The 13,656-nt window shown below is 65.6% G+C and carries 15 protein-coding genes; 4 read left to right on the top strand and 11 right to left on the bottom strand.

Annotation, left to right across the window (positions count from 1 at the left end):
• Position 1 precedes the first annotated feature (1 nt).
• From fghA to LMJ30_RS13890, 5 genes are all read right to left on the bottom strand, one after another.
• The gene (gene fghA / locus LMJ30_RS13870) at positions 2–841 is read right to left on the bottom strand and encodes an S-formylglutathione hydrolase (protein ID WP_229432906.1); all 840 of its coding nucleotides are present in this window, start codon (positions 839–841) and stop codon (positions 2–4) included.
• Between the two features lie 67 nt (positions 842–908).
• Positions 909–1,466 carry a DUF1353 domain-containing protein gene (locus LMJ30_RS13875; RefSeq protein WP_229432907.1) on the bottom strand — a complete coding sequence of 186 codons (558 nt, stop codon included), beginning with the start codon at positions 1,464–1,466 and terminating at the stop codon, positions 909–911.
• A 75-nt stretch (positions 1,467–1,541) separates the two neighbouring features.
• Complete coding sequence (locus tag LMJ30_RS13880; RefSeq protein WP_229432908.1) at positions 1,542–2,123, bottom strand: chromate transporter; 582 nt, start codon at positions 2,121–2,123, stop codon at positions 1,542–1,544.
• On the bottom strand, positions 2,120–2,695 hold the full coding sequence (locus LMJ30_RS13885) for a chromate transporter (RefSeq protein ID WP_229432909.1): 576 nt from the start codon (positions 2,693–2,695) through the stop codon (positions 2,120–2,122). The genes LMJ30_RS13880 and LMJ30_RS13885 overlap by 4 nt, the downstream gene beginning before the upstream one ends.
• Positions 2,696–2,735: 40 nt before the next feature.
• Positions 2,736–2,912: a hypothetical protein gene (locus LMJ30_RS13890; protein WP_229432910.1), complete on the bottom strand. Its 177-nt coding sequence runs from the start codon at positions 2,910–2,912 to the stop codon at positions 2,736–2,738.
• Positions 2,913–3,146: 234 nt separating this feature from the next.
• Between LMJ30_RS13890 and LMJ30_RS13895 the strand changes: the two genes are divergently transcribed.
• Positions 3,147–3,359 carry a hypothetical protein gene (locus LMJ30_RS13895; protein ID WP_229432911.1) on the top strand — a complete coding sequence of 71 codons (213 nt, stop codon included), beginning with the start codon at positions 3,147–3,149 and terminating at the stop codon, positions 3,357–3,359.
• A gap of 467 nt (positions 3,360–3,826) precedes the next feature.
• The gene (locus tag LMJ30_RS13900; protein WP_229432912.1) at positions 3,827–5,911 is read left to right on the top strand and encodes an ATP-dependent helicase; all 2,085 of its coding nucleotides are present in this window, start codon (positions 3,827–3,829) and stop codon (positions 5,909–5,911) included.
• A gap of 46 nt (positions 5,912–5,957) precedes the next feature.
• Here the strand turns inward: LMJ30_RS13900 and LMJ30_RS13905 are convergent, their stop codons facing one another.
• Together LMJ30_RS13905 and LMJ30_RS13910 are read right to left on the bottom strand one after the other, a co-directional pair.
• Positions 5,958–6,836 carry a PAS domain-containing protein gene (locus LMJ30_RS13905; protein ID WP_229432913.1) on the bottom strand — a complete coding sequence of 293 codons (879 nt, stop codon included), beginning with the start codon at positions 6,834–6,836 and terminating at the stop codon, positions 5,958–5,960.
• A gap of 276 nt (positions 6,837–7,112) precedes the next feature.
• Positions 7,113–7,691, bottom strand: a complete 579-nt coding sequence (locus tag LMJ30_RS13910; protein ID WP_229432914.1) for a phosphohydrolase — start codon at positions 7,689–7,691, stop codon at positions 7,113–7,115.
• Positions 7,692–7,824: 133 nt separating this feature from the next.
• On the opposite strand from LMJ30_RS13910, the gene LMJ30_RS13915 reads away from it, so the two are divergent.
• Entirely contained in the window at positions 7,825–9,918 is a 2,094-nt protein-coding gene (locus tag LMJ30_RS13915; protein ID WP_229432915.1) for an NAD(P)-binding protein, read from the top strand.
• 96 nt (positions 9,919–10,014) lie between these two features.
• A complete protein-coding gene (gene glpD, locus LMJ30_RS13920; RefSeq protein ID WP_229432916.1) occupies positions 10,015–11,544 on the top strand; it encodes a glycerol-3-phosphate dehydrogenase in 1,530 nt (509 codons plus the stop codon).
• On the opposite strand, the gene LMJ30_RS13925 is transcribed toward glpD, so the two are convergent.
• The 4 genes from LMJ30_RS13925 to LMJ30_RS13940 are packed head-to-tail and all read right to left on the bottom strand — an operon-like array spanning position 11,523 to position 13,638.
• Positions 11,523–12,188, bottom strand: a complete 666-nt coding sequence (locus LMJ30_RS13925; RefSeq protein ID WP_229432917.1) for a YceI family protein — start codon at positions 12,186–12,188, stop codon at positions 11,523–11,525. The genes glpD and LMJ30_RS13925 overlap by 22 nt on opposite strands.
• Positions 12,189–12,209: 21 nt before the next feature.
• The gene (locus LMJ30_RS13930) at positions 12,210–12,500 is read right to left on the bottom strand and encodes a YciI family protein (protein ID WP_229432918.1); all 291 of its coding nucleotides are present in this window, start codon (positions 12,498–12,500) and stop codon (positions 12,210–12,212) included.
• Positions 12,501–12,542: 42 nt separating this feature from the next.
• Complete coding sequence (locus LMJ30_RS13935) at positions 12,543–13,217, bottom strand: MOSC domain-containing protein (RefSeq protein WP_229432919.1); 675 nt, start codon at positions 13,215–13,217, stop codon at positions 12,543–12,545.
• A 4-nt stretch (positions 13,218–13,221) separates the two neighbouring features.
• Entirely contained in the window at positions 13,222–13,638 is a 417-nt protein-coding gene (locus LMJ30_RS13940; RefSeq protein WP_229432920.1) for a secondary thiamine-phosphate synthase enzyme YjbQ, read from the bottom strand.
• Positions 13,639–13,656 lie beyond the last annotated feature (18 nt).

Raw genomic sequence — 13,656 nt, forward strand, 5'->3', positions numbered from 1 at the left:
CCTATCCGAGGTTTGCGCTATGGAAGTTCATGTGGTCTTCCATGAAGGTGGAGATGAAGTAGTAGCCGTGGTCGTAGCCGGCATGGCGGCGCAGCTCCAGCGCCTGGCCGGCATGGCGGCAAGCCGCTTCAAAGGCTTCCGGGTAGAGCTGGTCGCCAAGGAACTTGTCGGCCAGCCCCTGGTCGACCAGGATGCCGTTGGGGAAGGGCGCGCTCGCTTGCGCCATCAGTTCGCTGGCGTCGTAGGCGCGCCAGGTGGACTCGTCCGCACCGAGGTAGCCGCTGAACGCTTTCTGGCCCCACGGGCAGCGCGAGGGGGCGGCGATCGGCGCGAATGCCGACACCGAACGGAACAGTTCCGGATTGCGCAGGGCCAGCACCAGTGCCCCGTGGCCACCCATCGAGTGCCCGAAAATGCCGATCCGCGCCGCGTCCAGCGGCAGCTCGGCCACCAGCAGAGCGCGCAGTTCGAGAATGTAACTGTACATGCGGTAGTTGCCGCGCCATGGCTCCTGGGTGGCATCGACATAAAACCCCGCGCCGGCGCCGAAGTCCCAGGCGTCCGATTCGCCGGCAATGCCGGCGCCGCGCGGACTCGTGTCAGGCGCGACCAGGATCATCCCTTCGCGCGCAGCAACACGCTGGGCGCCGCCCTTGGTCATGAAGGTTTCTTCGTTACAGGTCAGGCCAGCCAGGTAGAACAAGGCGGGACATTTGCCGTCCGCCGCCCCCGCTGGAAGGAAGACCGAAAAGCGCATTGGCAAGCCGGTGGACTGCGATTGGTGGCGGTAAAAGCGTTGCGAGCCGCCGAAGCAGGCGTGTTCACTGATGAGTTCGAGCATGGAATTACCTGGTGATGGACTGGCGCCAGTATGCCTGCACCGGCCGTAAGTTGCCAACGCACTAAGTTCATTGTATGCCGGCGAGGCGCTGGTCCACCGTGGCGCGGACCGAATCGAAGTCGTCGGGCGTGCGGGCAAGCTCGCCCGCCAGCAGCGTGTAGATGGCGCGGATCTCCAAGTCGAGTGGCGAGTGCTCGCCGGGAAGCCGCGCTACGTCCGGGATCTGCCCGGCGAGGGCATGCTCGACCGGCCTGGCCTGGCTCACCCAGCTGCCGATGCAAACGCCCGCGTACAACAGCTTGGCCTGGTTAGCCGTGCAGCCGCCGGCAAGGCAGGCTTCATAAAACATGGCATCGGCGTCGATGCGCCGGTTGCGCGGGTCGAGGATGGCGGCGTCGTGCAGGATCGCGGCGCGCCGGTAGTTGCCCGTATAAGGGCTGCCGACCGAGGACCACAGGGTGCGCGGGATGGTGGCGCCGTCCACCTCCATGCCCGCCGGCACGTCCCAGCGGCGCCCTTTGGCATCGGTGAACGAGAAGGTGTCGACCAGGCGCATCGCGCGGTCCGGACCTTCGCCCGACAGCCATTCAGTGCGCGGATTGCCCGAGAATTGGCCCGTGCTCATGATTGCCTCCCAGAAGTAGTGATGCCAGATGCTAGGCTAGCCGCATTGCGGCGCAGGCATGCCGAAGCAGGTCAATCAGACGAGTTGTAGCCAGCCAAGCACGGCGCCGGCGGCCAGGAACCACAGCAGGTGCAGCCGGGTGCGCCAGATCAGCAGGCCGCTGGCAATGGCGAGCAGCCACAGCGGCCAGTTGTCGCGCGCGGCCTGGGGCGCGCTGCCAAGGATCCAGCTGGTCGACAGCAGCAGCGCCACCACTACCGGCGCCATGCCCATCTTGAACGCCCGTACCGCGCGCAGTTCGCGGTTCTGGTGGCCCCAGCGCGCCGCGACATAGGTCAGCACCGTGGACGGCAGCAGGATGCCCAGCATGGTCACCGCGACGCCGAGCACGGCCGCTGTCGTGCTGCCCGCATTCATGCCCACGTTCCAGCCCATCAGCGCAACGAACAGCACGTTCGGCCCCGGCGCGGCCTGGGCGATGGCGATCGAATGGTTGAATTGCTGCTGGGTGAGCCAGTGGTGCTGTTCCACCAGGTAGCGGTGCATCTCCGGCGTGGTCGAGATCGCGCCGCCGAACGACATCAGCGACAGCATCAGGTAATGGCCGAACAGGCTGGCCCAGTCGCTCCATCCAAGCACGATGGCGGGCGCGCTCATTGTTTCAGCCTGCGGTAGGTGAGGATGCAGCCAAGGCCGCCGACGCCGAACAGCACGTACAGCAGCGGCACGCGCACCAGCGCCACCAGCACGAAGGCCAGCGCGGCCAGCGCCACGCCCCAGGCCAGTGGCAGCGGATGCCGCGCCAGCGCGGTGGACAGCCGCAGGCCGGCGGCGCCGATCATGCCGGCGGCCACGGCCGCCATGCCGCGCAAGGCGCCGTCGACGCCGGGATGGCCGGCATAATGACTGTGCAGCATCGCCAGCAGGATGACGACGACCAGCGGGACCGCCAGCATGCCGGCCAGCGCCGACAGCGCCCCCGGCAGGCCGAAATAGCGTCCGCCGATCATCATCGACAGGTTGACGACATTCGGCCCCGGCATTACCTGCGCAACGGCCCAGTCCTCGATGAACTCTTCCTGGGTCAGCCAGCGTTTGCGCTCGACCAGTTCGCGCTGGACAACCGCGAGCACGCCGCCGAAGCCTTGCAGGGCCAGCAGGGTGAATGAAACGAACAGGTCAGTGAGGGAATGCGGACGGGCGTGCGTTGCATCTTGCGGAAGGCTCATTCCCCATTATCGCGCCTGCATTGCTGCTTGTCCACGCCGGCTAGCCGCCGCCGATGCCGTGGATAACCTTGCCGGTTCCTCCGCAGTTGGGACAGGGCCGGCCGTCGCCCAGCTTGCCGCTGCCGCTGCATTCGTCGCAGATATCCTCGCCGCTACCGGGGGTGCCGGGCTCGGCGTCGTCGCCAGGATTGAGTTTGGGGTCGAAGTGGGTTGCCATGTCAAATCCTTTTCATCGGATGGAAAAACGCACTGCATTCGTGCGTCGATTCTAGCCCGGCGCCCGGGCGCGGCACGTTCCGTTTCCGCATGGCTGCAAACGCTCATCAATGCTTGCTGCACAACTTAATAATTACCCATTTTGATGGAAACCTGACATTGACTTTGAGGTTTATTGGGGGATACTCCGATAGCAGCAAAATTGATCCGTGTCAGACAATGCGAGGGAGTTGCGATGAATCAATACCAATACGCCGGTGCAAACGTGGCGCTTGTCGAACCACCCTACGAACGCACAGATGCCCGGCGGCGCGATATTGTGAACCACGCAATTTCCGTCCAGGAAGCCAGCAATACAGTTGCTGCGCTTGAGTACCTCAAATCCCATGGCATCTCGCCGAAGGTCATCGAGCGCGTGCTGCTCGAACCAGCCCGGCGCAGGCATTAACTGTCCCCCAGTGTTTCCGCACCTTGCCAGCAGGGTGTACTTCATATCAAAAAGTCATCGATCGCGCGCGGATTCCGCCGCTTCCTGCGCCCGGGTTATGCACAAAAAATTCCCAAAAGAATTTTTCAAATTCTTTTTCCCACTGATGCGGTTGACTTTTTAAGCTGTTGATTTTTAAGGGTAAATACTTCTGCCTGTGGAATGGGCATTTTGTTGAAACCCGCGTCAGCATTGGCTTCCGGGGTGTCAAGAGGGGCTTTTCCACAAAGTTATACACAGCGAATGTGGATATCTGAAAAAGTGCTTTAGTTACGGCTACTTAGCGCAGGAATCCAGACGCATTGCTGAGATATCGCAAACTCGCGCGAAGGATTTTCAAAAATTTTCGTGCAACACCGTGGGATTTTTCTTGCGCAGCATTACTGGATAAATGTACAGTTGTAGCATTCCCAAGTTGAAATGTCCAGATGCAAGCCGTCGCTGAAAAAACAGTCCCCGAAGATCCCTATGCCAGCCTGAATCCGGAGCAGCGGGCCGCCGTCGAACACGATATCGGGCTGGATAATCCGCGCCCGCTGCTGGTGATCGCCGGGGCCGGTTCGGGCAAAACCAGCACCCTGGCGCACCGGGTCGCGCGGCTGATCCAGAGCGGCGCCGATCCCCAGCGCATCCTGCTGCTGACCTTCTCGCGGCGCGCGGCGGTCGAGATGACCAACCGTGCCGGCAATGTGCTGCACCGGGTGATGGGACTGCGCAGCGCGCAGGCGCCTGGCACACTGCCGTGGGCCGGTACCTTCCACAGTATCGGCGCGCGACTGTTGCGCGAGTACGCCGGCCGGATCGGGCTGGACGACTCCTTCACCATCCATGACCGGGGCGATTCCGAAGACCTGATGGGCCTGGTGCGCCATGAGATCGGCCTGACCCAGACCGAAAAGCGCTTTCCCCTCAAGGGCACCTGCCTGTCGATCTATTCGCGCGTGGTCAACAGCCGCGAGCCCCTGGCCGATGTCCTGCAAACCACCTTCCCGTGGTGCAGCGAGTGGGAGCAGGAACTCAAGACCCTGTTCGGCGCCTACGTCGACGCCAAGCAGGAACAGAACGTGCTCGATTACGATGACCTGCTGCTGTTCTGGTCCGAGATGGCGTCCGACCCCGAACTGGGCCCGGAAATCGGCGCGCTGTTCGATTACGTGCTGGTCGACGAATACCAGGACACCAACCGCCTGCAGGCGGCGATCATCACCGGCATGAAGCCGGACGGGAAGGGCGTGATGGTGGTCGGCGACGACGCCCAGTCGATCTACTCGTTCCGCGGCGCCACCGTGCGCAACATCCTCGACTTCCCGCAGCAGTTCAGCCAGAGCGCCTGCACGGTCACGCTCGAACGCAATTACCGCTCGACCCAGCCGATCCTGGACGCATCCAACGCGGTGATCGCGGCGGCGCTGGAGCGCCACGCAAAAACGCTGTGGACCGACAAGGTATCGACCGCGCGGCCGCAGCTGGTACTGATCCCGGATGAAGCGGAACAGGCGCGCTGGGTGTGTAACCGCATCCTTGAACAGCGCGAAGCCGGCGTTGCGTTGACGTCGCAGGCAGTGCTGTTCCGCGCCGCCAGCCACAGCGCGGCGCTGGAACTGGAGCTCATGCGCCGCAATGTCCCCTTCGTCAAATTCGGCGGGCTGAAATTCCTCGAAGCCTCGCACATCAAGGACGTGCTGGCGGTGCTGCGGTTCGCCCAGAACCCGAGCGGCCGCATGGCCGGCTTCCGCGTAGCGCAACTGATCCCCGGGATCGGGCCGGCCACCGCCAGCCGCCTGCTCGACGCACTCGGCGAAGCGGCCGAGCCGGTGCTGGCGCTGGAAGCATTCGCGCCGCCCGCCAAGGCCGCGGGCGAATGGCAGGCCTTCGTCGCGCTGTACCGCGCGCTGCGCACGCCTGGGCTGCGCTGGCCGGCCGATATCGGCCTGGTCAGGAACTGGTATCTCCCGCAGCTCGAACGCATGCATGACGACGCCCAGGTGCGCGCCGCTGACGTCGAGCAGCTGGCGCAGCTGGCCGGCGGCTACGGCTCGCGCGAGACCTTCCTGGCCGAGATCACGCTCGACCCGCCGGAAGCGACCAGCGACCGCGCCGGGCCGCCCAACCTCGACGAGGACTACGTGATCCTGTCGACCATTCACTCGTCCAAGGGGCAGGAGTGGAACTCGGTCCATGTGCTGAACGTGGTCGACGGCTGCATCCCGTCGGACATGAGCACCGGCAGCGCTGACGATATCGAGGAAGAGCGGCGGCTGCTGTACGTGGCGATGACACGCGCCAAGGAGCACCTGCACCTGGTGGTGCCGAACCGCTTCTTCATCAAGCAGCAGGCGCAGATGGGCGACCGCCATGTCTACGCGGCGCGCACGCGCTTTATCAGCCCTGCGATGCTGAAGCATTTCGAGGAATGCGTGTGGCTGACGGCCGACCAGGCCCACAGCAGGAAGCCGTTGCCCGACAGCGTGCGGATGCTGGTGCGCGAGCGCGCGCGCAGCGCGTGGAAGTGAGTGGGGCGCGAATGAGTGGCGAAATGCGCTTCGCCGGTGGCGAGTTTTATTGCGCCGCGATGCGCTCGGTAGCCACGGCGACATACTGGTAAGGCAGTCCATCGCTGTCCTTGAACGCCAGCGCGGCGCAGCGCAGCGACACCGGCGCGCCGCCGGCGCCGGCCAGCTCGATGTCCCCGGCCCAGCCTCCGCTCCTGACCAGCGAGCTGACAATCTCGTGCCCCCTTTCGGCAGTGACGGCTTCAGGCCGGAGCGCTGCCGCGGTGCGGCCAACGACAGCGTCGCGCGTCACGCCAAACACCGCGCACAGGCGCTCGTTCGCATCGGTGACCACGCCATCGCGGTCCAGGGTCAAAATCAGCGCCAGCGGGTTCAGGGCCGCCTGCACATTGCGTGCCCGCGCCAGTTCCTCGTTCAGGCGATCGCGCGTCGCCTTGGCCGCCGCCAGCGCCGCATAGGCGCGCAGCGACGAAATCACCGTCGTAAACAGCTTGCGCGTCGTGAGGTCGGCCTTGCACCAGTAGTCATTGATGTCGTAATCGACAATCACGCCGTGTTCGAACGCCTGTCCCGGCTGGCCGGTGCGCAGCACGATCCGCACCAGGTCATTGTGCAGCTCCTCGCGCACCTGGCGCGCCACCCGCAGGCCGGCGTCGTCGGTTTCCATGATCACGTCGAGCAGCATCATCGCGACGTCGGGCGTATCGCGCAGGATCGCCAGCGCTTCCTTGCCGCTGTACGCATGCAGGAAGCTGAGGCGGCGGCCCTGGAAATTGGCGGAACTGAGTGCGAACTTGGTGACCACGTGAACGTCAACGTCGTCATCCACGATCAGAATGCGCCAGGGCGCCGGTTCAGGGGCTGAAGGAGGGGTGTCGGAGGGATCGTCGTCTTCGAGGATCAGGTCGGGGTCGTTCGATAACATGATTCAACAGTAAGTCAGCAGGGGGAGATTGTCAAAACAATTTGCCGGGCCCGTTGCAAGTTATCCCCTGTCTGCGATTTTTGTAGGAATTTGCCTCATCAAGCCTTTGGTGCGTCGCAGCACGGAAAGCTAAGTTATTGATTTTATTGACATAGATTTTTGCCTTCAGAACGGGCAGTTTGTTGAAAACCGCATGGATACGGGCGTTCTGGCTTGTCAAGCAGTCCTTATCCACAACGTTATCCACAGTTCTTGTGGATATCGGGAAAAACCCTGTCAAATCCGCCACTTAGCGCCGAGCCCGCTTGCGGCGGCGCTTGCCGCGGAGTGGGTGGACAAGCGGTCGAACTCGTCGAGGAATGCCAGTTTGGCATCGCGCGGGCTCATCGGGACGATCGGTTCGGGCAGCGCGCGCACCGTGTCGAGGTAGGCCCAGCGCTCGACCGAGTGCGGCATCAGGTCGCGCTTTTCGGTGGCGAGCGCGATCAGGTCGGCCTGCTTGATCGGTCCATAGTCGGAGAAATCGACGCCGAAGGTGTCGCTGATAATCATGGTCACCTTGTCTTCGATGGCTGCGAACTCCGGCAGCAGCACCTTGAGCGGCTTGACCATGTCGCCGAGATAGGCCTCGGCGGCGTCGTGCAGCAGGGCCGCCATCCGCAACGCCGGCGGCACCAGCGAGGCCACCACGAGGCTGTGCTGCGCCACCGAGTAGAACTCGCAGGTCTGGCCGTTGAAGCGGCACTGATAGGCCAGCCCGTGCGCGATGTCCTCGATCGCAACGCGGTCGATGCGCGGCTCGAGCGGATAAAAGCGGTTGCCCGAAAAAGTGGAAACGTAAGGTGTGGTCATCATTTGTTGCATCGATCATCAGCCGGTCCCTCATCTTACACACTGCGGCCGCGGCAACCTCGCATGATTGATATTTGCGAACATGAAACGCCGCCGATGAAAATACACTGGGCGCTGACGTTGACGGGAGAGTGCGATGACGACCAGGCCAGCAGCAAGCACCCAGCGCGAAAAAATCGCCATCCTCGGCGGGGGCATCGGATCGCTGGCGGCGGCCTGGCACCTCTCCTCGGCGCCCGGATGGCAAGAGCGCTACCAGGTCACCGTCTACCAGCAGGGATGGCGGCTGGGCGGCAAAGGCGCCAGCGGGCGCAATGCCTTGCACGCCCAGCGCATTGAAGAACACGGGCTGCATACGCTGTTCGGCTTCTACAGCAACACCTTCGCCATGATGCGCGCCGCCTACGACCGGCTGGGGCGCGCGCCAGGCGCGCCGCTGGCCACCTGGCGCGACGCCTTCCGCCCGCATGACTACCTGGCGCTGGCCGACCCGGTCGATGGCGCCTGGCGGCCGTGGCACCTGGTGTTTCCCACCCTGCCAGGCGAACCCGGATCGGGCGAGCCGGTCACGATGTGGCAGATGGCCATGACGCTGCTCGGATGGATCGGCCGCTGGCTCGATGAACTGGCCAGCCTGCAGGGCGTAGCGGCGCAGGGCGTTGATGCGGCGCGCTCGTACCGGCTGCTGTCGGCGCTTGCGCGCACCATGCCGGACGACTCAAGCAAGCACCAGCAGCACCAGCACACGCTGGTGGCGCAGGCGCTCGAAGGCATGCGCGCGCGCGTTCGCGCCAGCTACCGCGACATGGCGCCGGGCGGCGACGACCTGCGGCGCCTGCGCATCAGCCTTGAAACCGTCAGCACGGTGCTCAAGGGACTGTTCGCGGACGGGGTCTTCATCAAAGGCTTCGACACCGTCAACGGCATCGACCTGCGCGCCTGGCTGGCCAGGCACGGCGGCGACCCCGAGCTGTGCATCAACTCGACCCCGGTAAGGGCGGCGTACGACCTCGTGTTCGCGTACGAGGACGGCGACTTCGACAGGCCGACGGCGGAAGCGGGCACCATGCTGCGCGGGATGCTGCGGCTGATGCTTGGCTACAAAGGCAGCATCATCTTCAAGATGCAGGCGGGGATGGGCGACACCATCTTTGCACCGCTGTACCAGGTGCTGCTTGGCCGCGGCGTGCAGTTCAGGTTCTTCCACCGGGTCGAAGAGCTGGTCCCTGACGGCGACGACGTCGGCGCCATCCGGATGACGCGCCAGGTGACGCTGCGCCAGGGCCGCTACAACCCGCTGGTCCAGGTACGCGGCCTCGATTGCTGGCCGTCCGCGCCGGACTACGCGCAGATCGATCCGGCGCAGGCCGTGCTGCTGCAGGAACGCGAAGTCGACCTCGAATCGTGGTGGAGCAACTGGCCCGAGCTTTACCGGCGCCAGTTCGGCCAGCCCTTGCCGGAAGTGCTGCTCGAACGCGGGCGCGACTTCGACAAAGTGGTGTTCGGCATTCCGGTTGGATCGCTGGCGCTGCTTTGTCCGCGCCTGCTGGCCAGCAGCGCGCCGCTGAAGGCGGCGTCGGAGCAGCTGCGCACGGTCGCCACCCAGGCCTGCCAGGTCTGGCTCGAACGGAACCTGGCGCAGATGGGGTGGACCCACCAGCCGGGCGGGCAGCAGCCGGTGCTGACCGGTTTTTCGGAGCCGTATGACATCTGGGCGCCGATGGACCACCTGCTCGCGCGCGAAGACTGGCTGCCCGCGCAGGAGCCGGAAAACGTGTCGTACTTTTGCGGCGCGCTGCCGATGCCGTCCTGCCCGCCGCAATCGGATCATGGCTTTCCCGCGCGTGCCCGCGCGCTGGCGAAGGAGGGCGCCATCGAGCTGCTGGGCCAGCGCATCGGCCAGTTATGGCCGGCCGCCGGGCGTCCCGGGAGTTTCGCATGGCACTGGCTGTCCGACCCGCAGCAGCGCGACGGCGTGGCCCGTTTCGACGCCCAGTACTGGCGCGCCAACGTCGACCCGTCGGAGCGTTACGTCCTGTCGGTGGCCGGCAGTGCCCAATACCGGCTCGCCTCCGACGGCGCCGGGTTCGCCAACCTCTACCTCGCCGGCGACTGGCTTAAAACAGGGCTCGACGCCGGCTGCATCGAAGCGGCGGTCATGGGCGGCATGCAGGCCTCGCGCGCCATCAGCGGCTCGCCAGAATTTATCGAGGGCGAGCACGATGCCTGACCTGGGCGGCGGCGATGGAGCTAACATTTGTAACGGCGGCGTTTTCGGTACACAATCGGGGCATGTGTCCGCTGATGGCGCATACGGGAGCGGAGGATGGAAGGACCTGACCATATCGAAACCGACGTGCTGGTTGTCGGCGGCGGCATCAACGGCGCCGGCATCGCGCGCGACGCCGCTGGCCGCGGCCTGCGCGTCGTCCTGTGCGAGAAGGACGACCTGGCCGCGCACACCTCGTCGGCGTCGAGCAAGCTGATACACGGCGGCCTGCGCTACCTCGAACATTATGAATTCCGGCTGGTGCGCAAAGCGCTGGCCGAACGCGAGGTGCTGCTGCGCAGCGCGCCGCACATCATGCGTCCCCTGCGTTTCGTCATGCCGCACGACAGCGGCCAGCGGCCGGTGTGGCTGATCCGCGCCGGCCTGTACCTGTACGACACGCTGGCGCGGCGCGAATTCTTGCCTGGTTCCGAAGCCGTCGCCCTGCGCTCGCACGCAGCCGGCGAAGCGCTGAAGGACAGCTTCACGCGCGGCTTCGTTTATTCGGACGGCTGGGTCGACGATGCGCGGCTGGTCGTCCTGAACGCCATCGCGGCGCGCGAGCGCGGCGCCAGCATCCTGACGCGCACCGCATGCACCTCGCTGAAACGCGACGCCCGGTACTGGACCGCGACCCTGGCGCACGCGCACGGCAGCACGCAGGTGAGGGCGCGCTGCCTGGTGAACGCGGCGGGGCCGTGGGCCGCGCAGCTGCTGCAAAGCGCGTCCGGCGCCCGCCCGCGCCGCGCGCTTCGCTTGATCAAGGGAAGCCACATCGTGGTCCCGCGCCTGTTTGAGCACGACTACGCGTATATCTTCCAGCATCCGGACGGCCGCATCGTGTTCGCCATGCCGTACGAGCAGGAATTCACGCTGATCGGCACAACCGACCTCGATTACGAAGGCGACCTTGACCGGGTGGCGATCAGCGAACCCGAGATCGCCTACCTGTGCCAGCTCTCGAACCGCTATTTCAAGCGCGCGATTGCGCCAGCCGACGTGGTGTGGACGTACTCCGGCGTGCGCCCGCTGGTGGAAGACGACGCCGCCAGCGCGGCGGCGGCCACGCGCGACTTCCGCCTCGCAATGGATGCCAGCGGGGCGCCGATGCTCACCGTCCTGGGCGGCAAGATCACCACCTTCCGCAAGCTGGCCGAAGAAGCCGTGGACCGCATCGCTCCAATGCTCGGCAACCGGAGCGGCGCCTGGACCGCGGCCGCATGCCTGCCCGGCGGCGACCTGTTTGGCGGCAGCCCCTCGAACCGGGGCGTGGTCGAATTTGGCAGCTGGCTGGAGGGAGTCAGGCGCAGGTATCCGTGGCTGCCGCAGCCGCTGGCGACACGCTATGCGCGCGCCTACGGCAGCCGCATCGAGGTCCTGCTGGCGCGCCGCCAGGGCATGCATGAACTGGGGCCGCAAATCGTACCCGGCCTGTACGCGGCAGAAGCTGAGTACCTGGTTAAATACGAATGGGCGACGCGCGCCGCCGACATCCTGTGGCGCCGGTCCAAGCTTGGCCTGCATGCCGGCGCAGGCAGCGAACAGCTGCTCGACGAATGGATCGCTCAGCGCACGCGCGCCGCGTGAATCCGGAAGCTCAGCTCCATCTCATCGCGTACTACCAGGGCGCCGCCCAGTACCGACATCGGCTTGATGCCGAAGTCTGTCTGGCGCAGGCTGAAACTGCCTGCCGCGGTGACGCTCGCCGGGGTGATGTCGAGCGCAGCCGGGACGTCGACGCTGCGGGTGACGCCGTGCAGGGTGACCGCCAGGCGCATCGTGCCCGCCGCGCCGCGCGCCTGGCGGGCGCTGAGGTGGACTGTCGGGTGGCGGTCGGCCTCCAGTACCCGCCCCAGCATGTTTGCACGTGTGCCCGCCGCCGCGTCCGCCGGCACTGTGCCGGGCAGGCCGGCGCTTGCACGGACGGCTGGCTCATCCACCGTCATCTCATCGAGCCGGAATCCGAAGTCGGCGCGCCCCTCGCCTGGCGCGGCGAAGCCGGAGATATTTTTGGCAGCGACCGCATGGTCGTGTCCCATCCGGGCGAACGGCCCGCCGCTGCGCACGACCGCGCGAATAACGGATGCCTGCGGGTCGATACGGTAGACCGGCGTTCCGGCCAGTGCCGCAGCGCGGTACCAGGCATATGGGTCGGCCGCCGGGGGCGGCGTGGGCGCCCGTTGCGCCGCGCATCCGGCCAGCAGCAGGAGGAAAGCGAGGCGCTGTTTCATGTCATGCAGGGACGCGCGGGCTTACGCCCCGATAAGCTGTTCCAGTCCGGGCGCAGCGGCGCGCGCGGTGAACTGGACCAGCTCGTATGAGGCGACGCCGTGAACGTGGAACGGGTCGCGCGCCAGGATCGCCTGCAGCGCCTCTCGGCTGCCGGCAGAGGCGAGAATCACGCCGCCGGTGCGCGGCTCTTTCGGGCCCGATGCCAGGAAGACGCCGTTCTCGTATTGCTCTTGCAGGTACTCGCGGTGCGCACCGAGATGCTTGTCGACTTCGGCCAGTGGCTGGAGGTAGTTGAGCATGACGATGAACATGAAGGCCTCTTCCAAACGGTGAGCAGAGAGTTTAACCTGTCTTTACGCACGCTGGAACAGGCCGTGTCCTTCCCAGCGCGGCTGCGTTGAGGCCGACTGCGCAGGGACCGCCCTGCCTGCATAGCGTGGTTCCAAAGTCCTGATCAAGCGCGGGAAGGCGCGGCAGTAGCTTGACTGCACCCCGGCCAGGCGCGCCAGGTGCTTGTATTCGATAACGGAGCCGGCCGGAACCGCATCAAGGACCCGGGCGATCCGTTTTCGCCAGTCGTCGGACCATGGCATGTGCAGCAATCCCAGGTCGCGGACCGTGTCGCCACGGTGAAGGACGCCGCCGGTAAGAACCCGTGCGAGCATCCCGCGCCGAATGCCGATCGATTGCGACAGTCCGGGCGCCACGGCGTCCAGCTGCCCGCACGCTTCGCACTGGAACATCAGGCGCAGCCGAACCTCGCTGCCGACCTGCAGGACAGTGCCTGACACCAGGCTCGCGGTGTCGACATCGATCAGCAGGTTTTCGCGCAAGGCATGGGGCGGGAGCGAGAAGTCCTGGTAGGCAGGGGCGCCGGCCAGCAGCAACTGGCGTGGCGACAGGGCGTCCGCGTGGACGTCGCCATCGAGGCCGTGCCCGGCGACGGCGCGCACACTGTCCACGCCCAGGAGCGAATGCGCGTTGCGGATCGTGAGGGCCTTCAGGGCGCCGATGTCGCGCGTGTCCACGGCCTTACGAACCGAGGATCGTCACTACCACGCTGCGCCTGTGGGCAGAGGTGCGGTGCTCCCACAGGTAGATCCCCTGCCATGTGCCCAGCATCAGGCGTCCGGCGCCAATCGGCACGGTCAGGCTTGACTCGGTCAGCACGCTGCGCACGTGGGCGGCCATATCGTCGGGGCCTTCGGTGTCATGGCGATAGGCCGGATCGCCGTCGGGCGCCAGGCGTTTCATGACCGTTTCGAGATCGCGCCGCACCTCGGCGTCGGCGTTCTCGGTGATCGTCAGCGAACAGCTGGTGTGCTGGACAAACACATGGGCAAGGCCGCATTGAACGCCGGATTGCGCGACAATCCGGGCGATTGCATCCGTGATGTCGACGGTGCCGCGGCCGCTTGTGGAAAACCCGAGTGTGGATTGGTGGCTCATTGGAGAAAACCGCAAACG

The organism is Massilia agrisoli, assembly GCF_020831365.1.
GTDB classification, from domain to species: Bacteria; Pseudomonadota; Gammaproteobacteria; order Burkholderiales; family Burkholderiaceae_D; genus Telluria_A; species Telluria_A agrisoli.